The organism is Oligoflexus tunisiensis (assembly GCF_001748245.1).
Classification (GTDB): Bacteria; Bdellovibrionota_B; Oligoflexia; order Oligoflexales; family Oligoflexaceae; genus Oligoflexus; species Oligoflexus tunisiensis.
The window spans coordinates 7,454,895-7,479,054 of record NZ_BDFO01000001.1 but is presented as its reverse complement, the minus strand read 5'-3'; the positions used below and the strand labels follow the sequence as shown (position 1 = coordinate 7,479,054).

At 55.0% G+C, this 24,160-nt stretch carries 20 protein-coding genes; 13 read left to right on the top strand and 7 right to left on the bottom strand.

Going from position 1 to position 24,160, the window contains the following annotated elements; translation table 11 throughout:
• Positions 1–22: 22 nt before the first annotated feature.
• Positions 23–934 carry a hypothetical protein gene (locus OLTU_RS31340; RefSeq protein WP_218110392.1) on the bottom strand — a complete coding sequence of 304 codons (912 nt, stop codon included), beginning with the start codon at positions 932–934 and terminating at the stop codon, positions 23–25.
• 30 nt (positions 935–964) lie between these two features.
• On the opposite strand from OLTU_RS31340, the gene OLTU_RS31335 reads away from it, so the two are divergent.
• From OLTU_RS31335 to OLTU_RS31315, 5 genes are all read left to right on the top strand, one after another.
• Complete coding sequence (locus tag OLTU_RS31335) at positions 965–1,615, top strand: radical SAM protein (protein ID WP_141736643.1); 651 nt, start codon at positions 965–967, stop codon at positions 1,613–1,615.
• 3 nt (positions 1,616–1,618) lie between these two features.
• Positions 1,619–2,869: an aspartate aminotransferase family protein gene (locus OLTU_RS31330; protein ID WP_141736642.1), complete on the top strand. Its 1,251-nt coding sequence runs from the start codon at positions 1,619–1,621 to the stop codon at positions 2,867–2,869.
• A 44-nt stretch (positions 2,870–2,913) separates the two neighbouring features.
• A complete protein-coding gene (locus tag OLTU_RS31325) occupies positions 2,914–3,951 on the top strand; it encodes a methyltransferase (protein ID WP_176737124.1) in 1,038 nt (345 codons plus the stop codon).
• Positions 3,952–4,064: 113 nt separating this feature from the next.
• Positions 4,065–4,403, top strand: a complete 339-nt coding sequence (locus tag OLTU_RS31320) for a hypothetical protein (RefSeq protein ID WP_218110391.1) — start codon at positions 4,065–4,067, stop codon at positions 4,401–4,403.
• A 127-nt stretch (positions 4,404–4,530) separates the two neighbouring features.
• Complete coding sequence (locus OLTU_RS31315; protein ID WP_141736639.1) at positions 4,531–5,706, top strand: ATP-binding protein; 1,176 nt, start codon at positions 4,531–4,533, stop codon at positions 5,704–5,706.
• Positions 5,707–5,776: 70 nt separating this feature from the next.
• Here the strand turns inward: OLTU_RS31315 and OLTU_RS31310 are convergent, their stop codons facing one another.
• The 4 genes from OLTU_RS31310 to OLTU_RS31295 all read right to left on the bottom strand — a co-directional run bounded on the left by OLTU_RS31310 (position 5,777) and on the right by OLTU_RS31295 (position 11,658).
• Entirely contained in the window at positions 5,777–8,446 is a 2,670-nt protein-coding gene (locus tag OLTU_RS31310) for a valine--tRNA ligase (RefSeq protein WP_141736638.1), read from the bottom strand.
• A 151-nt stretch (positions 8,447–8,597) separates the two neighbouring features.
• The gene (locus OLTU_RS31305; protein ID WP_141736637.1) at positions 8,598–9,473 is read right to left on the bottom strand and encodes a matrixin family metalloprotease; all 876 of its coding nucleotides are present in this window, start codon (positions 9,471–9,473) and stop codon (positions 8,598–8,600) included.
• A 111-nt stretch (positions 9,474–9,584) separates the two neighbouring features.
• On the bottom strand, positions 9,585–10,556 hold the full coding sequence (locus OLTU_RS31300; RefSeq protein ID WP_141736636.1) for a LysM peptidoglycan-binding domain-containing protein: 972 nt from the start codon (positions 10,554–10,556) through the stop codon (positions 9,585–9,587).
• A gap of 139 nt (positions 10,557–10,695) precedes the next feature.
• Entirely contained in the window at positions 10,696–11,658 is a 963-nt protein-coding gene (locus tag OLTU_RS31295; RefSeq protein ID WP_141736635.1) for an ATP-grasp domain-containing protein, read from the bottom strand.
• An 81-nt stretch (positions 11,659–11,739) separates the two neighbouring features.
• Between OLTU_RS31295 and OLTU_RS32830 the strand changes: the two genes are divergently transcribed.
• The 8 genes from OLTU_RS32830 (at position 11,740) to OLTU_RS31255 (ending at position 22,440) form a co-directional block, all read left to right on the top strand.
• On the top strand, positions 11,740–12,930 hold the full coding sequence (locus OLTU_RS32830) for a phosphoglycerate kinase (RefSeq protein WP_141736634.1): 1,191 nt from the start codon (positions 11,740–11,742) through the stop codon (positions 12,928–12,930).
• Positions 12,931–12,942: 12 nt separating this feature from the next.
• Positions 12,943–13,701, top strand: coding sequence for a triose-phosphate isomerase (tpiA, locus tag OLTU_RS32825; RefSeq protein ID WP_141736633.1), 759 nt, complete (start codon positions 12,943–12,945; stop codon positions 13,699–13,701).
• A 236-nt stretch (positions 13,702–13,937) separates the two neighbouring features.
• The gene (locus tag OLTU_RS31280; RefSeq protein ID WP_141736632.1) at positions 13,938–15,548 is read left to right on the top strand and encodes a zinc ribbon domain-containing protein; all 1,611 of its coding nucleotides are present in this window, start codon (positions 13,938–13,940) and stop codon (positions 15,546–15,548) included.
• Between the two features lie 82 nt (positions 15,549–15,630).
• Positions 15,631–17,016: a methylenetetrahydrofolate--tRNA-(uracil(54)-C(5))-methyltransferase (FADH(2)-oxidizing) TrmFO gene (gene trmFO / locus OLTU_RS31275; RefSeq protein ID WP_141736631.1), complete on the top strand. Its 1,386-nt coding sequence runs from the start codon at positions 15,631–15,633 to the stop codon at positions 17,014–17,016.
• Positions 16,997–17,845 (top strand): archaetidylserine decarboxylase, encoded by an 849-nt coding sequence (gene asd / locus OLTU_RS31270; protein WP_141736630.1) that lies wholly within the window; start codon positions 16,997–16,999, stop codon positions 17,843–17,845. The genes trmFO and asd overlap by 20 nt, the downstream gene beginning before the upstream one ends.
• Before the next feature lie 73 nt (positions 17,846–17,918).
• A complete protein-coding gene (locus OLTU_RS31265; protein WP_176737123.1) occupies positions 17,919–19,334 on the top strand; it encodes a pyruvate kinase in 1,416 nt (471 codons plus the stop codon).
• Positions 19,331–19,930 (top strand): hypothetical protein, encoded by a 600-nt coding sequence (locus OLTU_RS31260; RefSeq protein ID WP_218110390.1) that lies wholly within the window; start codon positions 19,331–19,333, stop codon positions 19,928–19,930. Before OLTU_RS31265 ends, OLTU_RS31260 begins: the two co-directional genes overlap by 4 nt.
• Before the next feature lie 185 nt (positions 19,931–20,115).
• Positions 20,116–22,440 (top strand): carboxypeptidase-like regulatory domain-containing protein, encoded by a 2,325-nt coding sequence (locus tag OLTU_RS31255; RefSeq protein WP_141736627.1) that lies wholly within the window; start codon positions 20,116–20,118, stop codon positions 22,438–22,440.
• Here the strand turns inward: OLTU_RS31255 and dapB are convergent.
• Positions 22,437–23,246: a 4-hydroxy-tetrahydrodipicolinate reductase gene (gene dapB / locus OLTU_RS31250; protein WP_141736626.1), complete on the bottom strand. Its 810-nt coding sequence runs from the start codon at positions 23,244–23,246 to the stop codon at positions 22,437–22,439. The two genes, OLTU_RS31255 and dapB, sit on opposite strands and share 4 nt — an antisense overlap.
• Positions 23,243–24,157, bottom strand: a complete 915-nt coding sequence (gene dapA / locus OLTU_RS31245) for a 4-hydroxy-tetrahydrodipicolinate synthase (RefSeq protein WP_141736625.1) — start codon at positions 24,155–24,157, stop codon at positions 23,243–23,245. The genes dapB and dapA overlap by 4 nt, the downstream gene beginning before the upstream one ends.
• Positions 24,158–24,160: the final 3 nt, after the last annotated feature.

The window sequence follows — 24,160 nt, the reverse complement described above, 5'->3', positions numbered from 1 at the left end:
CGGCTGCGATCCATTTGGCGAACTAGACCCGTATCTCGATGGTCGACCGAATCCGCCCGATGCGTTTCAGGTCGGAGACGAAACTTGTTGTCATAATGGCAAAGATGGCGAAGAGAATCGCACTGAGCACAGTGCCAAGGCCTTCGGTCAGCATGGGGACGATGCCGAAGGGAAAGGCGTCATTGGTCACAAACCAGGCCGAACGCGGCAAACCCAGGCGGTTGTCCAAGTGGTTGAGCGCATGCACCCCGGCTCCGACCAGCGAAAGACTGCCGAGCAGGAGCATTTCATAGGTTAAGAGCACAAAATATGCGGACCAGCGGGTCATGCCGCTGCCGCGGGTATATTCCATGCGCAAGGAACCGCCGACGGCCTGGCCGATGCGCGGGTTCATGACGAGCAGCACCGGGGCCGCCGCGCCCACCACACAGACGGTGATGAGCAGAAGCTGCGAGATGATGCCAAAACCTGATCCTGCGGCTGTTAAAAAAATCAGCATAAAGAGCAGAATTCCAAAGAGGAGAAAGGTCAGAACCCATTTCGGCAGAAGACGCAGGCTCTGCTTGAGGACGGGCAACGTGGCGACCTTATGGCCATCGAGATGCGTGAAGGCCGCCGTCACCCAGGCCAGGTAGCCCCAGAGTGCCAGAATGCCGGCCACCGCCAGCTCCACAATGCTGTAAAGACTGAAGGATTCGACCTTATTCAGGAGTGAAAAAAAGTCCGGAGCGTTGAGTGTTTGGATCTCCTGAACCGTTCGCGCGGCCCGAAAGGCGCTCGTCCAATAAACCAGGTACTGAGGTATTGCGATCGCCGCCATACTGATATAAACCAGCTGTGGCCAAATAGCCTTGAAGAGTGACCAGCCTCTTTGCCATGGAAAGGGGCCGCGGGCAGCTTCAACAGGGGCTTCGTTTCGATTGCCTTCATTCATTTCAAATCGGTCCTTGTCCGGGAAACTCACATGCAACGCTCATTACTCATAACTGAGATCTATAAAAGTGTCCAAGGGGAAGCCGCTTATGCGGGGTGGCCCTGCAGTTTTGTGCGTTTGACAGGCTGTCCGCTGCGTTGCCGCTGGTGCGATACTGTCTATGGCTTCCATGGTGGCGAGCGCCGGAGTTTCGACGAGATTCTTGCGGAACTCGATCGCCTCGGCTGCCCGCTGGTCGAGATTACCGGCGGTGAGCCTCTGGCGCAACCGGAGACGCCGGCTCTGATCGAAACTCTCATCCATCTTGGCTATAAAGTGATGATTGAAACCAGCGGAGCGGAGCCGATTGAGTCTCTGCATCCCGCCACGCATATTATCATGGATCTGAAATGCCCCGACAGTGGCATGGAGGATCGCAATCTCTATGAGAACCTCAGTCATCTGAAACCCACGGATGAAATCAAATTTGTGATCGCCAGCCGCAGGGACTTCGAGTGGGCGCGGGATCGCGTACGCACGGGCGATCTCGATCAGCACTTCCAGGTGCTGTTTTCCGCAGCCTTTGGTCTGGTGAAACCCGCCGACCTTGTCGAATGGATCCTCGACGCCGGCCTGCATCGCGTGCGTTTGAATCTGCAGCAGCATAAATATATCTGGCATCCACGCGCCAAAGGAGTTTGAAACATGACAAGCAACGCCAAATGGCTGCAAAGGTTGCAGGCCGTTGAATGTCGTGATTCGAGTTACAACGCGAAATCGGATCCGCTCGTCTTCGCGCGGGCGCAAGGATCCACCGTCTGGGACGCCGAAGGACGGCCGTACATCGATCTTTGTGCGGGATTCGGGGTTGTGGCCCTCGGGCACAATAACGAGCTTCAGAAGCGTGTTTTTGCGTCTTCCATCAATCATGAGGCCCTGGTCACGCATGGGATGGGGGATGTTTATCCTTCCATCGCCAAGGTGGAGATGCTGGAAACCTTGAAGGCGGCTCTGCCGCAGCATCTGAGCAAGGGTGGGCTCGCTCTCAGTGGCGGGCAGGCCGTTGAGTTTGCCGTGAAAACGGCGCAGATTGCGACGGGTGCCAAGGGTTTTATCAATTTCCACGGCAGTTATCATGGATTGGATCTAGGAATTCTGCCTTTGACCTCGCGCCGGGATTTCAAGGATCCCTTCCGCGGCTGGCTGCCGGAAGATCGGGTGACGGAACTGCCGTTTGCCTGTGATCTTTCTGAGGTTCGTAAAGCCATTCATGCCCAGAAAGCTGCGGGATTTGGCTGCGCAGCTGTAATCATTGAGCCCATTCAGGGTCGCGCCGGGATTCGACCGCATGGCCTCGACTGGCTTTCCGGTTTGGCGGAAATTTGTCAGAAGGAGAAGGTTCTTCTGATTTATGATGAAGTCTTCACCGGTCTCGGTCGCACGGGGCAAATCACCTTCGCGGAAATGGTGCCCTGTGATCTGCTCTGTCTTGGCAAGGCCCTCGGTGGTGGTCTGCCGCTATCCGCCTGCTTTGGGCGTGCGGAGGTGATGGACGCCTGGCCGCAGAATGAGGGGGAAGGCATTCATACCGGGACTTTCTTCGGTCATCCTCTTTCCTGTCGCCTCGGGGCGGAAACGCTGCGCACGATTCAGGAGAAAAAGCTGCCGGAGCGTTCCCTGATCCTTGGGGAAAAACTTCAAGGCATGCTGCGTGAGAAACTGCAGAGTCATCCGCTTTTTGCGGATGTGCGGGGCCGTGGGTTGATGGTGGGGCTCGAACTGCGTGAGCCTTTGGCTGGTGCGCGACTCATGGATGTCCTCCGGCGGCATGGGGTGATTGCTCTGGCGAGTGGGGACAAGGGGCAGGGGATTTCGATGACGCCGGCCTTGACGATTGCGGAAGAGGAATTGGTCGTGGCGGTGCAGCGCATTGCTGATGCCCTGAGTGAAATTTGAGTGTTAGAATGGCCTCATGATATTCATCATGGATGAGGCCTTTTGTGAAGAATCGCGGTGGATTCCGTTCTTTAAAGTTCATTCCCGATGATCGAAAAATAGCCGACTTATGGATTGCCCCCTATGGTGCCGCGGCTGTCTCAGCGGCCATGGAATCCGGAATAACGGAGGCACTTGCCACGCGCGCAAGTTCCCCCGCCCAGCTTGCCAGGCTGCTCGATCTTCATCAGGAATCCACCGAAAGTGTCCTGCGAGTTCTGGTGGCCATGGGCTTCGCTCAACAGAAAAAAACGAACTTTAACCTGACGCCTGACGCGCGCGCCTACCTCGTTCCTTCAAGCCCTCTGGCTCGAACGGCCGAATTCTGGAAACATTTTGAAACTCCTGAGCACAGATGGGTGCTGCGCAAATTGAAGGAAACGACCCCGGTCCTGCAGACTTTCGGAGATGGCTGGAAAGATGAACCGGACGAGAATCCCAGTGTTATCCAAGCCGCTGCGGGGATGGATTCCATTATTAAAGCGCCTTCCACCGCGGTTGTGAGATCAGGCGCGTTCAAGGGTGTCCGCCATGTTCTTGATGTGGGAGGTGGATCGGGCGCTTTTGCGGCGGTTCTGACGGAACATCAGCCTGAAACGCAGGTCACTGTCCTGGATCTGCCGGCCATGTGCAGACAGGCGCAGGCATGGGTTGAGAAGCGGGACGCAAAAAACATCCACTTTCATCCCGCTGATTTTTTCAAGGATGAATGGGCGCGCGGTTGCGATGCCATCCACTTTAGTAACGTCCTGCATGACTGGCCGGAAGCAAGAGTCCTCGAACTTCTCAAGAGCGCGCGGGCTACCGTGGAAGGCAACGCCAAAAATCGCGGACGCCTTTATCTTCTTGAGGTCCTGCGGCATGAGAATCGAAACGGGCCTCTCATGGCAACCATATTTCACATGCAAATGCAGATGGGTTTTGGTGGAGCGCAGTATACGCGTTCCGATTTCGCTCGCCTGTGCAAGAAAGCCCGTTTTACCGAACCTCGGGCGGTCGCCCGATTTGGATACTACACCTTATTGAAGGCTTATGCGGTTTAGGTGCCCATCGCAATGAGGAGTTTAAGCGGCATGCGCTGGTGGTTCGCATCCTGTTCCTGGTTTCTATCCTGCTGGCAGGGAATATTCGAGCGGGTGCCCATGAAGCGAAAGAAGTGGATCCCATTTCCGCGCTTATCGGGCTGGCGTTTCTGACCAGCATACCTGCCGGAATCTGGGCGCTGGCTCATTACAGCGAGAAATTGTCAGAATCCAGGCAGGACAAATCCTTTCTTCTGGAGAGAGGCGGGAAGCCGGGCTTTGGGCACAGCTATGCGGTGGGCGGCTTCCTCAGTTCCGATCAGCTTTTTCTCGTCCGTTACAATCAAACGTCCGATTCGACCGTCGCATTGAAATTCAAGACCTATGAGGTCGGGTATCGCCATCAATCGCCAAGACCCGCCTGCGGGCCGGGCACCTTTTTTGGTCATGACATTATGACTTGTCCTGTGTAATCACATAGCAGACTTAAGTTTAGATATAACCTATTGAAATTAAACATCGATTCATATACGATACTTGAGTTGGCATTTATCATGATATTTGACAACATTGTTAACAAATACATAAGTATTTAAAATCATGACGTATATCAGTCGCATCATCCCTGTCGCCGAGATTCTCAAAACCAGGACTGTCCTCCTCTTTGGTCCACGCCAAACAGGAAAATCCAGTCTTGTTCGAGAGCAGCTCTCATCGCTGATTACCAAATCTTATAACCTGCTTGATCAAGGCCTACTCTTACGAGTCCTGGCAGATCCCACTCTGATTCGGAAGGAAATCGAATACGAGGATCTTCGCAATGTTGTAATTTTTATCGATGAGATTCAAAAATGCCCGGCTTTGATGGATGAAGTTCACCTCATGATAGAAGAGAGAGGCATCCGCTTTCTATTAACTGGGTCGAGCGCGCGTAAGCTCAAGAAGTCAGGAGTAAACCTCTTGGGAGGGCGCGGGCGCGATAGAATGTTTCACCCACTTGTTTTTCCGGAGTTAGGGCCAGATCATTTCCGACTCGATCGTGCCTTAAATCATGGGCTTATACCGTCTCACTATCTTTCTCAAGATCCCGATGAGGACCTGGCATCCTATGTCGGGCGCTATCTTACAGAAGAAATCTCTGGTGAAGGGGTGTCGCGAAATCTGCCAGCTTTTAGCCGTTTTCTACAAGTCGCCTCGACCATGAACGGACAAATGATCAACTACTCTGCTGTTGCCAACGATGCTCAAGTTTCTCGCAGCACGGTTCAGAATTGGTTTCAAGTCCTCTATGATACTTTGCTCGCCTGGGAGATCCCATCTTTTACCAGGACGGTAAAGAGGAAAGCCATCGAAACAGCAAAGTTCTACTTTTTTGATACGGGTGTGGTGCGGGCTCTACGTCGACTTCCTAGAGTGGTCCCACAGCAAACAGAGTGGGGAGAACTATTTGAACAGTTCATCATGATGGAAATCAAGTCGTGGTTGGATTACTTCGAACCTCTTGGCACTCTTCATTATTGGCGTTCTACGTCCCAATTTGAAGTCGATTTTATTCTAAATAATCAGTTTGCCATAGAGGTTAAATCAGCTGATAGGATTTCAAATAAGCATATGAATGGGCTAAAAGCGTTGCGAGAAGACAATATCTGCTCGGCCTACTTGATCGTTTGTAGCGAAGAAAGGCCACGGTTGGAAGATGGTATTGAAATACTCCCATGGCAAACATTTTTGGACCAACTGTGGCAGGGGCGCTTCTCCCAAAAAACTAAAATTTAACAGGAAGGGGCGGGAAACTTCGGTTGAAATCTTATGTCCAAAGGGCCCGCTCGCCGGGCCCCTCACACTTTCAATCAGCCAAAGCCTTCAGGTTCGTGCGGATGGCACTGAGCTGCTCTTCCATATTGGTTTTCTGTGCCCGGGTCTGAAACAAAACCTCCTCCGGCGCTCTTTCCACGAAGCTGGTGTTGTTCAGCTTGCCCAGGATTCCATCGAGAATTTTTTGCAAGCGCTGTTCTTCTGTAGAGAGGCGCTTTCGCTCCTTCTCGACATCGATCAATCCCTGAACCGGCAGATAAACTTCAAAACCTTTCCCAACCGCAGACAGCGACTGACCCGGACGACCGACCTGCGGACCGGAAACCACCTTATCCGCCTTCGCCAGACGCTTGATCCACTCCTCAGCTTCCGCCACAGTTCTGGCCATGCTCTCATCAATCCGAATATGCGCCGGCAATTCCTGTTTCGGTGGAAGCCCCATCTGCGCCCGAACGGAACGAATACCGGAAACGATATCCTGCACCGTTTTCCACTGCCGCGCTTCCTCTTCGAAGGAGGGAATATTCTTCACCTCAGGGAAAGCAGCAATACAGATACTGGCCGGACGCGCCCCCCAATCGGGATGCTGCGGCAATTTCTGCCAAAGCTCCTCGCTGACAAACGGCATCACCGGATGCGCAAGACGCAGCGCTCCATCGAGCACATAGACCAGAACCGAAAGAGCCCTTTCCTTGTCCTTATGCCCCGCCGGCAGCGCGAGATCCGTCTTCGCACATTCCAGGCCCCAGTCACAGAACGCACCCCAAATGAAATGATGCAGTTCCTCCACGGCATCGTTCACCCGGAAGTTCTCCAAATGCCGATCCATTTTTTCGGTGGCTTCACGCAGACGATTGAGCAGCCATTTCTCAGCAAGCGTCAGCTGCAAACCCTTCAGCGAAGGCAATTTCTGACCGGCATCAAGATGCTGGAACACAAGCCGCGCCGCATTCCAGATCTTGTTCACAAAGCGTGAACCGTTCTCAAAATCCTCGATATCCATCCGCACCCGCCCACCGAGCGGCGCGAGACTGATCGCCGTAAAGCGGACCGCATCGGCCCCGTGCTTGTCGACAACTTCCAGCGGATCGATTCCATTCCCCAATGTTTTAGAGAACTTGCGTCCCTGCTTATCACACACGGTGGCATTGAAATAAACATGCTTGAAAGGCAAACGCTGTTTGAATTTCAGGTTCACCATCACCATGCGCGCGACCCAGAGGAAAATAATCTCGGGCGCCGTCACGAGCACATCAGTGGGATTGAAATACTCAACTTCCTTCGTCTTGAGCCCCTCACTCGGCCAACCAAATGGACTCAAAGGCCAGAGCCAGCTCGAGAACCAGGTATCCAGAACATCCTCATCCTGGCGAATCTTCTTCGAACCGCAATGCGCACATTGGGTTGGATCCTCCAGGCCGGTCGTCACTTCAGGGCAGTCGCTGCAATACCAGATGGGAATCCGATGCCCCCACCAGAGCTGCCGTGAAATACACCAGTCCTGAATATTATCGAGCCAGTAAAGATAGGTCTTCTTCCAGCTCTCCGGATGGAACTGCAGTTCCCCACCCCGGGCCGCTTCAGCCGCGGGCTCGGCCAGCTGCTTCATGCTGACAAACCACTGCAGGCTCAGGCGCGGTTCAATAATGGTCTTGCTGCGCTCCGAATGCGGTACCGTGGTCTTGTAGGACTTCTCTTCATCGAAAAGACCCAGCGCCTTCATCTGCTTGATGACCTCCTTGCGGGCCACAAAGCGATCCAAACCCCGAAACGGCGCCGGCGTGTTGTCAGCCATCGTTCCGGTTGGGGTCATGATGTTGATAAAGGGCAGCTTGTGCCGCTTGCCGATCTCAAAGTCATTCGGATCATGCGCGGGCGTAATCTTCACCGCCCCGGTTCCGAATTCACTTTTCACATATTCATCGGCGATGATCGGAATCAGGCGATCGACAAAAGGCAGACGAACCTGCTTGCCGATCAGGTGTTTAAAGCGCTCATCCTCCGGATTCACCGCGACCGCGGTATCACCGAGCATCGTCTCCGGACGCGTCGTGGCGATCGGAATGAATTCATCCGTGCCCTCGATCGGGTAGCGATAGTAGTAAAGTATTCCCTGGATTTCCTTGCTCTCCACCTCATCATCGGAGATGGCGGTCTGCAGCACGGTATCCCAGTTCACAAGGCGCTCGCCGCGATAGATCAAGCCTTCCTTGAAAAGCTCGACAAAGACATAACGCACGGCCTCCGACAGCTTCGGATCCATGGTGTAGGCGAGACGATCCCAGTCACAGGAAAAGCCCATCGTTTTGAATTGCTCAAGGATAATCCCGCCGTATTTTTCCTTCCATTCCACCAGTCTTTGGAAGAATTTCTCACGGCCCAGTTCCCGCCGCGTGGTGCCTTCCTTTTCCAGGTCCTTCTCCACCATCATCTGGGTGGCAATGCCCGCATGGTCGGTCCCAGGCAGCCAGCAGGCGTTGAAACCTTTCATGCGTTTCCAACGGATGAAGAGATCCTGGATCGAGTAACCCAGGCCGTGGCCCATATGCAGCTGCGAGGTCACGTTGGGTGGCGGCATGAGGATGGTATAGGGTACTTTTTGGGAATCCACCGGAGCCCCGAAAAACTTGTTTTCCAGGCTGTGGCGATACCATTTCTGTTCATATTGCTTATGGTCGTAGCTGGGTTCCAATTCTATCATGGAATGACACGCTCCTTATGGCACTGTCCGCGCACTTCGCAACAATATAGGATGCGAGGGACCGGGCGTCGATGACTTTTTGGGAGCGTGGACATGAAAAAGCCGGGTCCAACGGGCCCGGCTCAAAGCTTAAAGATGACGTGGTTATGGCTTAGTTCAACTGAAGCTTGGGTGATTCCTGGGCTTTGGTTTCAATCCAGGTCTGGGCGGTCAGCGTGAGCCTTTCCCAGTCTGCCGTTTCCTGCTCTTTCAGCAGGGCATCGATGTCACAGGCCTGGCCTTCACAGCCGTAAACGAGCTGGATGCGTTCAATATCACCGCGTGACAGCGCACGGGTGGCGAGGCCTTCGCCGATAAAGAGTGCAGGGTTCATGATCGACAGGGTGTCCACATCCTCGGCGACATGGGTCAGGCCAAGAAGGTGACCCAGCTCATGCAGAGCGAGAGACTGCATATCCACAACGTCCTTGTTGTCCGTGGTTTTCAGCGTCATGCTATCGCCGATCAGATAGTGTTGCGTGTTGAAACGAATATCCGCCTTGGCAATGATCGAGGCATCGAAGCCGTTGTTCCAAATCGTTGTGGCCAGCACGGAATCAGGCTTGCCGGTCTTGCCCCAATTTTCATCGAGGTAATGGCCATTCACATTGTCCTGTAGCGAGCTATAAAGATCCTTGAAGGTATCGCCGGTCACACCCGAATGATCGCCTTCAAATATGAACAGTTTTTTGCCCACCGCCCATTCCCAACGTTGAATGGCAGCCATCAGATGAACCTTCTGCTGCTGGCTCATGTCCTTGCCGAACTTGAAGGGAATATGGGTTCCGTTCCAGCCTTTGGGTGCATGGATACCATAGAGGGTGGAGTTCTTATCCGTCGAATGAGGGCTGGCCGTTGCGGTTCTCGTGGCATCGATATCCTCATGCACCGAAACCTTATACATCTGTGAACCACAGGCGATAAAGCTGGCGAATGTAAAGGTGATGCCACCTATACCTGTCAGGTACTTGCCGAGCACGTTGGCCATATCTTCGACTCCTCATGGTCCCAATTCTGTATCTTTCAACTTATCGAACCGGTTGAAAAAGACCTTGAGGAGCAACTTTACCCCGCGAACATCATGAGCTTATTCCGCCTCTTAGTGAGCCGCCTTAAGTCCCTTACGATCGGAAAGAAGCGCCGCCAGTTCCTCGGGTTCAACGCATTCGATGCTTTGGCCTTCAAAAATCCTGTTGGGTTCCGCAATGATGGACTCATTCCAGCGCCAGAGAAGTTTCCAGAAGGCTTTATTACCGAACTGACGCTCGGCGATCGCTTCCAGGGTGTCGCCTTTCTGGACGACGATTTGGGAACGACTGAGATTTTTATAGGCGGCTTCGTATTCCGCAGAGGCGGCGTCCGCTGGATAACGGAGCACATCACCGGGATAGATGGGGCTGTTGGCTTCCAGATTGTTGGCTGCAGCGATCTCCTGCCAGCGGCGTGAGGTTCCATAGAGCATGGACGAAATCCGACCGAGCGTGTCGCCGGGCTGAACGATATAAAAGTTGCCGGAGAGATCCTCCATCCCGGCTGGACTGCTGGACTTGCGAACCTTGGGGCGGCGGACTTCTGCGGGTGCTTCAGCTGTGTCCGTGCCGGCATCAACCGTTGCGCTCTCCATGCTGCTGTCGGTGGCGCTCACCATGTCCTGGCCGTATGGCTGAGCAGCCGCGCTGCCGTCGCTCTCCGCCACCACCTGCGAAAGAGAGGGCAGACTTTCCGTTTGTGCCGCTGCGGCCTCCACGTCGCTCACGGGCTGAGCATCGACAGGTTCCATTTCGGGCAGCTCCGGACCCTTGTGTTCCGCCTGCTGCTCGACGTTCAAATCCTGAATGGCACTCGAACTGTTGCCATCAATGGATTCACCAGCCGCATCGGTGGTCTCCGGACCGTCCCCCGCCGGAATCTCACTGTCCGTGATTTCATTCTGTTGAACTTCAACCACCTGATCGCCTGCATCGGCTGCATCGAGGTCTTCCAATTCTGAGTTATCGCTGAGGGTGCAGTTGGAGGCAAGAATCAGAGCCGACAAAGCCAGACCTGTATAGAATCGACGAAATGTTCTCACGAGCAAACTCCCTGTCTTGACGCAAGCTGTGTGGATCTTCGGACTTCCAGCCTGCGACTTGAGAGGGGGCACTCTAATGATTGGAAATTATTGGGTTTTACTTTCCCGGTTCGGGCGTAAGTCGGCAGAATCTACACACTTATCCCAGATCATGCACCAGCGCCGCCGCGATATCCTTATAGTAGTCATGGGTATCACCCGGTCCATGCAGCAGGCGTGGGCTCGTGATATTGATCTCGGAAATGAAGCTCCCAATGATGTCAAAGCCCACGAAATAAACGCCTTCCTCGACCAGCGACTGGGCCACCTTTTCCACCATGGCCACCTCATCCGCACGCGGTTGATAGGTTTCGAGCGTCGCCCCGGAACGGGTGTTGGCCAGGAAATTATCACCGTGAGGCTTTTTCAAACACCAGCTCAGAGCCTTGCCATTGACGCTGAAAGTCCGCAATTCACCCTGGAAAATGCGTTCATCAAAAGCCTGGATCAGACGCAGATCCTGACCGTTTTGCGTTTCCTCGCGCAGGATATGCAGGACCTTCTCCTCCTTTTGCTGATTCAGATTCAGTCGCAAAACTCCGCGGCCACCGTAAAGGGTCAGCGGCTTCAGCACCGCATCACCGTTGGCGGATTCCTTGATGAACTGCAGAATCTGCTGCGGCTCGGCGGACACAAGACCATCGCGAATCGCTTCCGGGAATTTAAAGATGCTGAGTTTTTCATTCAAATTCCGCAGAGCATGGGGCGCGTTGTAAACCTTGACACCACGGGCCACCGCCGAATCCAACAGCCAGGTGCTGGCGATATAATTCATATCGTAGGGCGGATCCTTGCGCATATGAATCGCCTGAAAATAATCAAGGCGCAGACGGCGTGCCGGTGACATGCGCATGGAATGGATATCCCCGTCGGGGAATGCCAGCTCCTGGGCGAAGGCCGCAGCGCAGGATTCGCGGCTTAGCCATTCCAATTGACCGGGCGTACAGATGTAAGCGAGATGGCCAATGTTACATAGAGCGCGGGCGACACGCAGGCTCGAGTCCAGCTTCATATTCAGATTTTCGATCGGGTCAATCACAAACAGGTGGTGGATCTTTGCCATGATGTCCTCTTTCGCTTGCAGAGTTTTGCCAGCCCGGTATGTTGCGGAGTGTAACGCCTGACTCGAAGAAAGGAAAGCCCGATGGAATTCCGCAAACTCCAGGACCTCGACCTTACGAACAAGAAAGTCCTCGTGCGCCTCGATCTCAATGTCCCGATCAAGAAGGGCAAAATCACCGACGATACCCGCATCACGGCCGCCTTGCCGACTCTCCGCTATATACTGGAACGCACCAATAAGATCGCGCTCATGTCCCACCTCGGACGCCCGGATGGGGAGGTGATGCCGGAATATTCACTGGAGCCCGTCGGCGTGCGCCTGGCGGAACTGCTCGGTCTCGAAGTCGTCTTCGTTCGCGACTATACCGAAGAGCCCGCAGAGCAGGTGCTGAACCAGCTCAACAAGAATCAGATCATCCTCTTTGAAAATTTGCGCTTTCATCCAGGTGAAACCAAAAACGACCCTGAATTCGCCCGCAAACTCGCCAACGGTTTTGACTGCTATGTGAACGATGCCTTCGGCACCCTGCACCGCGCCCATGCGAGTGTGGTGGCCGCGGCGGAACTCTTCCCCGGCGAAAGGCGAGCGGCCGGACTTCTGGTCGATCGTGAGATCAGTGTCCTTTCCGGATTGCAAAAGAAACCTCAGGCTCCCTTTACCGTGGTCATGGGTGGCTCGAAGGTTTCGGATAAGATCGGTGTGGTGCTGAATCTTTTGAATCATGCCAACTACCTTCTGATCGGTGGGGCCATGGCCTACACCTTCCTCAAGTATCAGGGTGTGGACGTCGGTGATTCGCGCGTGGAACACGATAAAATGGATCTTGTGGCTTCGATTTATCGCAACGCGGAAGCGCGCAAGGTTGAAATCATTCTGCCCGAGGATCACGTGGCCGCTGCGAAATTTGATGCCGATGCGGAAGCCGTGGAAATCCCTGGCCGCACAATTCATAAGGGTTTGATGGGCCTTGATATCGGTCCCCGCACCATCAAGCGTTACAGCGATATCATCGGTCTTTCGAAAACTGTCCTTTGGAACGGCCCCATGGGTGTGTTCGAGTTTGACAAGTTTGCCCGAGGCTCTTTGCGTGTTGCCGATGCCATGGCCCGCAGCTCGGCCTTCACCGTGATCGGTGGTGGCGATAGCGTGGCGGCCGCGAACAAGGCCGGTGTCGCGGACAAGATCGATCATATTTCGACCGGTGGCGGCGCTTCGCTGGAGTTTCTCGAAGGCCAGACTCTGCCTGGCGTCAAAGTTCTTTTGAAGCAATAAGGAAGGATCAACATGCGCAAACCCATGATTGCCGGCAACTGGAAGATGAACCTTCTCTATTCGAAGGTGCCCGAGTATCTGCAGACTCTGAATCGCGAACTGGCCGCCAACAGCCGCATCCGCCGTGATGCGGTGGATGTGCTCCTGGCTGTGCCCGCACCGTTTTTGGGTCTGGCTCGCGAATATGGCGAGAAACACGGCATCCTCATCGCCGCGCAGACCATACACGAAAAACCGGAAGGCGCCTTCACGGGTGAACTTTCCATTCCCATGCTGAAGGATCTTGGCCTTCGCTGGACTCTCATCGGTCACAGTGAAAGACGGCAGTATTACAATGAAACGGATGCCTCCGTGGCTGCGAAAGCGAAGGCCTGTCTGGATCAGGGCATCAACCCGATCGTTTGCGTGGGGGAAACGCGCGCGGAACGTGAAGGCGGACAGACCGAGGCGGTTCTGAAACGCCAGGTCGAAGCCGTCCTGCGTGAGACCGGTGCGGCCAGCAACTTTGTGATCGCCTATGAACCGGTCTGGGCCATCGGCACCGGCCTGACGGCAACCGATGAACAGGCCCAGGAAGCCCACGCCTTTATCCGCGGGATTTTGCGGCAGAAGCTCGGTGGTGCGGCGGAAGCCTTGCGCATCCTTTACGGTGGCAGCGTGAAGTCCTCCAACATCAAAGGCCTGATGAAGCAACCTGACGTGGACGGCGCTCTGGTTGGCGGCGCTTCGCTCGACCCGGTCGAATTTGCCCGCATTGTGGACTGCCAGTAATTTCAACGATTCCAGCCCCTGAATCGGGACCTCCCACCTGATTCAGGCGGGAACGGCTCGTCTTGCGTCCTGCGATCGAACGTCCGACGTGCTCCAGCCATAATCTCTCCCGAATCGATGGTAATGAAGAGAGATTTTGCTGGAGGTGAGAGGACACAGCCATCTCCCATCATCGGAGATTTTTTTCTTGCCTGCGAACCCAGCCTGCAATACTTTTGTACGACTTCAGGAGAGGCATGTTGTCACACTCTAAGACCAAGAGTTTCATCTTCGAGACGGAAATCCAGGCTTCACGGGATGGTTTCTCCAGTTTGCTGAAGTCAGAGGATCATGGGCGAAGACTTTATAATGCCGTGCTGGGGAAACTTCTCAGGCAGCTTCGCAAGATGCGAGCCAGCCGGGATTATGAAGGCGCGAGGCTTTTGAAGAAGGATGACCCGAAAAGAAGAGCTGCCTTTGATCAGCTGCGCATTGACAATGGATTGACGGAATATGCCTCCATTTCCCTGGCCTCCAGACTCAGAACAGGCAGCGTGGATTTTGACCGTTTCGTTCCGTCCAAGGTGGCTCAGGAGATAGGCAAGCGAGCCTTCAGGGCCGTGGAAAGAAAAATGTTTGGCAAGGCCAAACGCTGCCGTTTCAAAAGCAGGGGATCGGATTTTTCCCTGCGTGGCTCATCCAACAAGGAAAGCCCTCAGATCAAAGTCCTTGATGATAGTGCTCGTCTCGTCTTTCGGAAAAAAGAGTATCCGATCCGAATTGACCTGCAGAACCCTTATCACAGGCATGCCCTCAGTTGCCGGATAAAGAACAGTCTCGTTTTCAAGAGAAGGCTGGGCGGATCGGAACGGTGGTTTGTCCAGATGACTCTTGAAGGGGAAGCCTTTCGGGACAGCGAAAAGGAAAGAAAGCACAAGGCTTCGCTGAGGGAGAGATTTGGTGAGGATATTTTCTCACAGAATGTATCCGTGGATTTCGGCCCGAAAAGAATTGCCGTCTCGAATGAAAAGATGGCCTATGAAAGGGCGATTGTATCAGATCATCTGGATGGAATGCTGCGGGAGTCCAGGTCCCTTCAAAGACGGATGTCACGTTCCATTCGTCTTAAAAACCCGACAGCCTTCAAGGATGGCAGCCTCAGGCGGGGAAGCCGGCTGTTAAAGACCAAAAATTATTTCCGTCTGGCGAATCAAAAGCGGGACGTTGATCGGAGGGTGGCCGCCTATAGAAAATGCATCATAGGCCACCTTGCGAACGAGATCATGCAGCTTGGCTCTATTGTCAAGCTTGAGGATATCAGTTACAAGGCCCTGCAAAAAAGGTATGGAAAGTCAGTTGGCAAATCCGCCCCGGCCAGCCTTAAGGCATCACTTTTCCGAACAGCTGAAAAGCTCGGAGGCCGTGCGGAGTTGATCAATACTTTCCACACCCGTCTGTCGCAAACCTGCCTTTGTGGTGAAGTAAGAAGGAAGAGGCTCAGCGAGAGAACGCACGAATGCACAGAGTGCGGACTCAGGGTGCAGAGGGATATCCTCTCAGCGTTTCTGGGCTGCTTCACTCAAAACAGTGTTGTGAAAAAGGGCCGCAAGGAATTCATACACTCCTCGCTGGATCTGGCTGCGGCCAGATCGGCTGCAAAAGGACATCAAACCTTGTCCTCTTCCGGCAGTCATATGGCGGGAACGCCCTCGGAGAATCTCAAAGGCGAATGCATCAGCATGAACCGGGAAGTGGCGTCTTCCCTGGAGGGATCGGAAAAAAGGCGGAGTAGGCCGCGGCAAGAGCCCTTGAACCGGATGGCCAGGGGAAGCGCCGCAAGCCGAATTGCAGAGAATCTCCAATCATAGCTGAAGGCTTGTTGGTGAGGTTTAATTGGTATAAAGCTGGGCCGCTTTATGGCCCCGTCGACCCCAGCGCAGGAGCATTCTTATGAAAAAGGCACTCATCCATATCGTCGGAGGTGGTCTAGCTGGCTGTGAAGCCGCCTGGCAGTGCCTGCGCGCGGGACATGAGGTTCGCCTCTACGAAATGCGTCCCCACAAAATGACCCCGGCGCATTCCACGGGCGATCTTGCCGAACTCGTCTGTTCGAATTCCTTGAAATCCATGCTGCCTGACTCGGCCCCCGGTCTTTTGAAAGGCGAAATGCAGGCTTTGGACTCCCTGATTCTGGAGGCCGGCGCCCATGCCGCGGTGCCCGCCGGCCAGGCTTTGGCGGTGGAACGGACGGTTTTTTCCCGGTATATTCGTGAGGCGCTGGAAAGTTTTCCCGGTTTCAAGCGGATCGACGCTGAGGTGACCGAACTGCCGCCCGTGGGTGAAGGTGAAGCCTGGATCATTGCCTCCGGGCCCTTGACCAGTCAAGCGTTGGTGGATCAGCTGCAGGGCCTGTGCCCCGACAGCCGCCGACTGCATTTTTATGATGCGATCGCGCCGATTCTGGAAACGGAAAGTATCGATGAAAGCATCGTCTTCCGTGCCAGCCGTTATGATGATTCGGGTGACGGTGACTATTGGAATATTCCGCTGAATAAAGAGGAATATGAGGCCTTTGTCGATGCGGTGATCGCTGCGGAGAAAATGCCTCTCCATGAGTTCGAGGATGTGGCCTATTTTGAATCCTGTCTGCCGATCGAAGTCATGATTGAACGAGGCCGTGAGACACTGCGCTTTGGTCCCATGAAACCCGTGGGCCTCATCGATCCGCGCACCGGGCATCGCCCGTGGGCGGCTGTGCAGCTGCGCATGGAGAACAAGGAAGGCACCATGGTTTCCATGGTGGGCTTTCAAACCAAAATGAAATGGCCGGAACAAAAGCGGGTCTTCAGCATGCTGCCGGGTCTGAAGGATGTGGAATTTTTCCGCTACGGCTCGGTGCATCGCAACAGTTATTTGAAGAGCCCGGATGTGCTCAACCCGGATTTATCCTTTAAAACGGCGCCGCGGATTTTTCTTGCGGGACAAATCACCGGCGTTGAGGGTTACACGGAATCCGCGGCCATCGGGCTTTTGGCCGGACGTGCCGCTCGGGCCAAGGTTCAGGATGCGGATTTTCTGATGCCGCCGGCGGGCACCATCATCGGCGCCCTTTATCGTTATGTTACCGAAGGCGGACTCGGCGATTTTCAGCCGATGAACGCCAATCTCGGTCTTTTGCCGGGTCTGCCCAAACAAAGAGGTATGGGCAAGCCCCAGCGTAAGGCGTTACAGTGTGCAAAATCCCGCGAGGTTTTTGCCGCGTATCTGGCCCAACTTTCGGGTTCATCCCAGAATTATCAGCAAGGAGAGCAAGGGAATGCGCAAGCAGGTCTTTAGTGGTTTAGGGCAGGTTTTGCCATTGAATATGATCAGCCTCGCTGCGGGCAAGGCCGCACGGCTGAAACTGCCAGGAACACTGGGACAGCCTGTTTGCAGTGCTTTTGTGAAGGCGTTTGGCATCGATATGAGCGAGGCGGAAAGACCGCTGGAAGATTACGCCACGATCGAGGATGTCTTCACGCGCAAGCTCAAGCCCGGGGTGCGCCCCATTCAGGGCGATCTGGTTTTTCCCTGCGATGGCATCCTCAGTGTATCCGGACCGGCTAACGAAAATAGTGCGGTGCAGGCGAAGGGCCTCGACTATTCGCTGGCCGAACTCATGTTTGGCGACAATGTGCCGCCTGATCTTTATTTGAGCTGGTTCGCCACCATATATCTGGCGCCCCATAATTACCATCGCGTGCATAGTCCGATTCAAGGTGATCTGAAAACCATACGCTATTATCCCGGTGAACTCTGGCCAGTGAACAAGCCTTCCGTGCGCTGGACGCCGAGTCTTTTCACCCGCAACGAACGCCTTGTGTTTGACATTGAAACACCGCATGGTGTGCTTTATCTGGCCATGGTCGGCGCCCTGAACGTGGGCCGCATCACTACGCCTTTTCTGACAGATTTCGTCAGCAATGGCCGTCTGGGCCAGGCGCGTCAAGGGCCACGGAGCTTTGAGCTGGACCGGACACACAGGATTGTACCCGGTCAGGAACTGGGTACGTTTATGCTGGGATCGACTGTCATTATTGCTTTTGACGAGGCTTTGGCAAAGCGTTATCGTATGGACCATGCCTTGTCCAGCCGTCCTGTCCGCCTGGGTGAACGCCTCAGCTGACAGGGAAAACGCCCACAATGCGGCATCATCAGGGCTCCTGCACCATGTATTCGAAGGAGTGGAAAAAAAAGATATGATCAAACTGAGACGAACCCATGTGATCTGGTCCTTTGAAACCTCATGCTTGACCGATGCTCTGATCCGAACGATCGATCCCAACAAGGTCGATGCCATTCGTATTGTGTCCAAACACGGTGAAATCGATCAGGTGATCGACATCTGCCGCCGCATCAAACGCGAAGTGCCGATGGCCCAGGAAAAGCTGCCGCTTCTGGTGGATCTCTACGATCGCCCTCGTGGATTTATCGTGGGAATGGAAGGGCCAAAGGAATTTAAATTCGGCGATATGATCAAGGTCAGTCCGGAGAAAGGTCAGGGTGATCTGAACATCCGTACCGAGGAATGGTCCGATCTTTTCTCCCTCGATCATTCGGTGTATCTGGCCAACGGCATGGTGGTCTGCAAAACCAGGGAAGTGAAAAAGGATTATGTGACCCTGGAAGTGGTGCAGGGCGGAATGCTTTACAGCGACTGTGATGTTCAGGTTCCTGCCACCAAGAAGCAGGCACGCATCGACACGATTCCCGAGGATGCATGGAAAGCGGCCTCGGATCCGGACATCGATTATCTGATTCTTCCGTCCATTGAAGACGCTGCCGACCTTGAGAAGGTTAAAAAGCGTCTGGAAGCGCAGCCCAATTCCCCCTGGCTTCTCTTGAAAGTCGCCACCAAGGGAACGCTGAAAAATCTTGAGGAGCTGCTGCCCTTTGTGCACGGCGTGGTGGTGTCGCGCGTGGAACTGGCGATGCGCATGGATCCTGCCCTGGTGCCGATGGTGACCAAGGAGGTCATCCAAAAGTGCAGTGATTACGCCAAGATGTCGATCGTCGCCAGTGAGATGCTGGGGTCGATGCGGCACAACGTTACGCCGACCCGCGCCGAGGTTTCGGATATTGCCAACGCCGTCTTCGATGGAGCGGATGCCGTGGTTCTTTCCGAGGAGCTCGCTTATGGAAAATTTGCGGAAAAGGGCGTGTCGCTGGCCGTGAAAACCATCGAGGATGCGGAATCATCGACAGATACCCAGGGTCTTAACTGGGTGAAGAAACATCCTGAGATCACGACCGAGATTGAAGCGGTGACCTTTGCCGCCTATCGCGCGGCCTACCGCAACCAGGCCAAGGGCCTTGTGTGTATCACCAAGGCCGGCAATACCGCGCTGCACCTTTCCTCGTATGGCGTGCAGACTCCCATCATTGCTGTGACCATGTCACCGGATGTGGTGCGCCGCCTGCGTCTGGTGCGCGGGGTAATGGGTATTCTTCTGGATGAGGCGCCGGATATCGAGCAGGTCTTTCCCATCGTTAACAGCCTGATGACGCGCAAGACCTGGCTGACCGAAGGGGACCGTTATGTCTTCGTTTCGGTTTCGCTCTCGTCGCTCGGCAAGGAAGCCAGTAACCTCTTCACCGTGCAAACGATCCAGTGATGACCGAAAATCTGCAGTTTCTGGAAATCGAGCATAAGTTCGTCATCGAAGCCGACGTGGACGTCACGCCTCTGCTCGAGGAGCTGCAGCGTCGGCATCCGGAGAAATTCATTCGAACGGATGTCGAGGACAGTTACTTTTTGGTGCAGAATCCGCCGCAGGCTGTTTACCGGCACCGCATCGACAGTTACCTGCAGCAGCTGACGGTGAAAAGCCTCGGCAGCGATACGGAAGTGCGTCTTGAAGTCAATCTTGACCTCGATCCGGCCAAGGGCAACCAGATCGAGGCCATTCAGGCTTTTCTGGCACCATTGGGGGTTCTCTGGCAGGGCACCCTGCGTAAGGAGGTCCAGGCCTACTACTTTGCCGACGCTGAGGTTGTTTACTATCGAGCGCAGTATGGCGATCGCATGATCCGCTGTCTGGAAATAGAAGCCCGCCATGCCTCCTCCATTGCCGCGGCCCAGAAAATACTGACGGATTGGGAAGAATCCCTGGGGTTGGACCCGGCGAAACGCTCACATGCCTCGTTGCTTGAACTTCTGGTGGTTCCCACCTTGCCTCAGGCCCTGCAGGAAAAGGTGCGCCGTCTGTAGATTTGGTAAAACCTGAAAAAAAGCTCCTTTTCTTCTTTCTCAGCTTCTCCTAATAATGACCCGGTAAGATAAGGCCCGTGTGTACTGGCCTTTTGGTATCATGATAGAGGCGAGCATGCCTTTAAGGCTGTCTTTGCTTCTGCCGATGAGCCTTGTTGAGGTCATCCGTGGAATCAGGAATAACCATGCGTAGTGTGAAACAACCTGCCGCCCTTCCCATGCTGGCCCTTACAGCCTGGCTGGCGATGCCTGCTCACGCTGCGGACGGTGCGTTCGCGGTTGGAGATGATTTCCTGTCCCCAGAAACCGCCCGCACCCGCTCCCTGCCTGGGACGGATCTTCAAAATATCAAACACATGCCAGCCAAAACGCTGAGCGAATTGATGGCGGCTGCCCGCGGTCAGTTGCCCTTGGATCGCAAGGCGCCCGTGGTGCCGCTGGTTTTGAATCCCGATAAACCCATGGTGTATGTCGCCGGTCCCAAAACCAAGGGTGAACTCACGCCTGTGGTTCTGCCCGATGACATGAAAGCCCGCGAGCGTGAGGAAGAGGAAATCCTGCGAGAAGCCGAAGAGGCTTTAAAGATGGATCTGCCTTTGGATCCCGGACCCCGGCCTTTGCCGATGGCCCAGGTTCCGGCCCCGTCCTCGGCTCCTGCGAAGAATTCTGCGCCGAAGAGCGAGCCTGCCTTCGCCTTGGCCGGCGCCACCCTGGAGCTGACCGATGTCGGCAATGAACTGCGGATTACACCCAAGACGCTTTTGATGTCCGTCCATGATGATGGCATCACGGTCGTGGATAGGAATCTGCGCGGTTCACCCCAGATCTTTTTAAGGAACTCCAAAATTGTGCGCTGGGATGCGGCTCGTAAAAAGCTGGATGCCCGCGATACCGGCCGCACCGAACTTTATGTGACCTACCGCGATCAGCTCTATATCGTGCCGATCGAAGTCATCGGAGGCGCTCATCGCGATCCTCTTCTGGCCACGGCAGGTCCGGCCTCCTTTCAAAAGCTGACCAGCATCATGCCTTTGCTGGAGCAGCCCTATGCGAGTTACGGTGAAACGCCAGCCTCGTCCCTGGCGCCGGAAGTTTCCGACGAGCGTCCGGAACCCTCACGGCAGCCTTTGACACTGGCCACCTCGGTGGCTCAGGTGGAGGCCACACGGGATCGCCTCTCGGAACAGCAATCACGCTTCTTTTATCCCGATGCCCATCCTGATTATCGCACTCTGGATATCCAGGTTCTTGATGAACGTTCCTCGCCTGAAAACGCGGAAATTTTCCCGGTCAGTGATGTGACGGTTCGTATCGTGGGAACCCGCTTGAAAGCCAGAACCACCGCCGATGGTCATGCCAAATTCGGGGAAATTCCGGCAGGATCACGGTTCTTTGTGCAGGTTCAGGACGAGAAAAATGGTCAGATCGTGCCCACGATCAGCGAGGTTGCCCTTTATCGCAACGGTCGTGATCAGGTGCTTCGCGCGCGAACCATGAATTACCGCAGCTATTCGCACTATCTGAATATCCTTGATCTCGCTCAGGATACGAACAAGGCCTCGCTCTGCGCACGGGTCATGTCGGATGATGGTCGTCAGCCGCTGGCGGGTTATCAGGTTTCCATGAACGTGGAAGCCGATGGTCCCTACTATGTGAGCCAGCTCGGTTGGCCGCAACCCGGTCTGCATGAAACGGACAGCAACGGTCGCTTCTGTTTCTTCAACGTGAAACCCGGTCTGGTGGAACTCACGTTTGAAGCGGACGGCTCCCGCACGGCGCTGTCCATGCCGGTCTTTGCCGGAGCCCATACGGAAGAGGATCTTCCCCTTCTGTCCAATGATGCCGGTCGCATTTTCCTGGCCGCCATGCCCAGTGCGGTCGATCAGATTTATGATGAAAAGGTCGCGCTCGAGCAGCCGCTTCAGCCGATTGATTTCGTCGACATGATTACGGTTGGTGAAAATCAGACGATGGCCCAGGTGGGGGATTCCGTGCTCGGTTACGAGCAGGGCACCAGCCTCTTCAAGGGTCGTCTCTATACCGTCGCGCAGGCGCCGGAATTTGAAACCGCTCTTTATACCTTCGATCGCGATAAGCAGGTGCGCCGCAGCATTCCGGTGGCTCCCTTGCTGCAGCGGGGTTATATCCAGGATGTTTTCCACGAGCTGGCGGGCCAGGACAATCACGACTCGATCGCGTTTGATGTCGCCATGGGTTCGGTGGTGGTTCTGCATCGCACGGAAAGCGGCATGGATGCGGTGAAGGTTGCGCTCGTCGATAACGTGGGCCGCGTTTACAATCAGGGCTGGACGTTTGGAAATACGGATCAGGGCCTGACTCGCACGGTCTTCTTCAATATGAATCCCGGCGTTTACTCGGTGATCGTGGAAAGTCAGCAGGGTGTGATTTTGAGTCTGGATACCATTGCGGTGGATTTCTGGGCGGCTTCGATTGTTCAAACCGGAGCCATGGCCCACTACAATCTGCAGCAGGCCCGGCGCGAGGACTAAGCCCCCTTGTTTTCGAGCAGCTTCAGCATATCCTCAAGACTGACATCTTCAAGACCATAGGGACCCGGATTCCGGGTCATCACCCATCCTGCCAGCAGAAGCGCACCTTGTGCGAAGAGAGTGCGTGACAAAGCCCGATGGCTGACCACAAGCTCCTCGTTATCCCCGAGAAAACGGATTTCATGCTCACCAAAAACCGAACCACCCCGCACGGAGGCCATGCCGACTTCATGCGGCTGACGTTTGCCGGTGCGGCCATAGATGGTCTGCTTGTCGACAGTCCGGGCGACGCCTTCCGCCAAAAATTTGGCGGTTCCACTGGGGGCATCGATCTTCGCCCGGTGATGCGATTCCACGACCTCGATATCGAAGTCCAATTTATTCAGGACACCCGCCAGCTGCTGGGAGACCTTCAAGGTCAGCAGCACGCCGAGGCTCGTATTGGGAGCGAGCAGAAGGCGCAGGCGCCGCTCTTCGGCCAGACGCTTCCATGCTTGGCGCTGATCCGCGGTCAAACCGGTCGTGCCGATCAGCACGGCCTTTTCTTTCACGCTGCTCTCCTGAAAAAATTTCAAAAGATCCGCATTGCCGGCTGGAGCGGAAAAATCGATCAAAACATCCGTTCGATTGAGACATTCCGGAAGCCGTTTCCAATCCCCTTCCGTCACCCCGGATTCACGATCGACCAGTTCGCCGATGCTCGTTCCTCCGACCAGTTCCCATCGTTCGGATGAGGCGATCAAGGTCTGAATCTCCAGACCCATTCTGCCCGACAGACCATTGATCCAAACGCGATTGATCGTCATGCGAGAGCCCCCAGAGCCTGAAGCTTCTGTTTGGTCGTTTCATGGCATTCATTCAAACGTTTCGCCGTTCCAGGTTGCACGGAAACCAGCGGCAAACGCAGGCTGTCCTGAATCAGACTCTGACTGGCCAGGATGTATTTGGCTGGACCCGGATTGGATTCGAGGAAAAGACATTCGATCAAAGGAAACATCGCCTGATGAATGGCCAGAGCCGCGGCCGTATCTCCGCGACGCCAGGCACGCGTGAGCTGCACAAACGCGCGAGGGAAGATATTGGTGACCACGGAGATCACGCCCTGGCCGCCGACCGCCAGAGTCGGCAGAAAGGTGAAATCATCACCGCTCAGGTAATCCGCCTGGCCGCGCGTGAGGCTGACCGCTTTGGAAAAAAGACAAAGATCCGCGCTCGCTTCCTTCACCGCGGTCACCTGAGGCAGGGAACAGAGGAACGCGAGATCCTCGGGGGACAGCTTTTGTCCGGTGCGGCTCGGCACGTGATAAAGACAAAGGGGGATGCGCACCGACTTGCCGATGGCTTCGTAATGCGCGTAAAGGCCTTCCCTTGTCGGTTTATTGTAAGGCGGCGTCACAATCAGAAGGGAGTCGACACCCGCATCCTGGGCCAGACGGGAAAGTTCCACCGATTGTTTGGTATCGTTGCCCCCCGTGCCGGCCATCACCTTGACGCTCGACGGAAGGAAGGCGCGAGCGCGTCGGTAAAGGGAAACCTTTTCATCCACACTGAGTGTGGGTGATTCCCCCGTCGTGCCGGTGACCACCACACCATCAACTTCCGCCTGGGCCTGGAGTTGCAGCAGCTTATCGTAGGCGCCCCAATCGATCTGTCCGTCCTTGGTAAAGGGGGTGACGATTGCCGTGTAGACGCCCGTGATCTGCGGTGCAGAGCCCATGCT

Coding starts and splice junctions, on each gene's coding strand:
- OLTU_RS31340 (WP_218110392.1), bottom strand. CDS start 934: ATGAATGAAGGCAATCGAAACGAAGCCCCTGTTGAAGCTGCCCGCGGC.
- OLTU_RS31335 (WP_141736643.1), top strand. CDS start 965: ATGCAACGCTCATTACTCATAACTGAGATCTATAAAAGTGTCCAAGGG.
- OLTU_RS31330 (WP_141736642.1), top strand. CDS start 1,619: ATGACAAGCAACGCCAAATGGCTGCAAAGGTTGCAGGCCGTTGAATGT.
- OLTU_RS31315 (WP_141736639.1), top strand. CDS start 4,531: ATGACGTATATCAGTCGCATCATCCCTGTCGCCGAGATTCTCAAAACC.
- OLTU_RS31310 (WP_141736638.1), bottom strand. CDS start 8,446: ATGATAGAATTGGAACCCAGCTACGACCATAAGCAATATGAACAGAAA.
- OLTU_RS31305 (WP_141736637.1), bottom strand. CDS start 9,473: ATGGCCAACGTGCTCGGCAAGTACCTGACAGGTATAGGTGGCATCACC.
- OLTU_RS31295 (WP_141736635.1), bottom strand. CDS start 11,658: ATGGCAAAGATCCACCACCTGTTTGTGATTGACCCGATCGAAAATCTG.
- OLTU_RS32830 (WP_141736634.1), top strand. CDS start 11,740: ATGGAATTCCGCAAACTCCAGGACCTCGACCTTACGAACAAGAAAGTC.
- tpiA (WP_141736633.1), top strand. CDS start 12,943: ATGCGCAAACCCATGATTGCCGGCAACTGGAAGATGAACCTTCTCTAT.
- OLTU_RS31280 (WP_141736632.1), top strand. CDS start 13,938: ATGTTGTCACACTCTAAGACCAAGAGTTTCATCTTCGAGACGGAAATC.
- trmFO (WP_141736631.1), top strand. CDS start 15,631: ATGAAAAAGGCACTCATCCATATCGTCGGAGGTGGTCTAGCTGGCTGT.
- asd (WP_141736630.1), top strand. CDS start 16,997: ATGCGCAAGCAGGTCTTTAGTGGTTTAGGGCAGGTTTTGCCATTGAAT.
- OLTU_RS31265 (WP_176737123.1), top strand. CDS start 17,919: ATGATCAAACTGAGACGAACCCATGTGATCTGGTCCTTTGAAACCTCA.
- OLTU_RS31255 (WP_141736627.1), top strand. CDS start 20,116: ATGCGTAGTGTGAAACAACCTGCCGCCCTTCCCATGCTGGCCCTTACA.
- dapB (WP_141736626.1), bottom strand. CDS start 23,246: ATGACGATCAATCGCGTTTGGATCAATGGTCTGTCGGGCAGAATGGGT.
- dapA (WP_141736625.1), bottom strand. CDS start 24,157: ATGGGCTCTGCACCGCAGATCACGGGCGTCTACACGGCAATCGTCACC.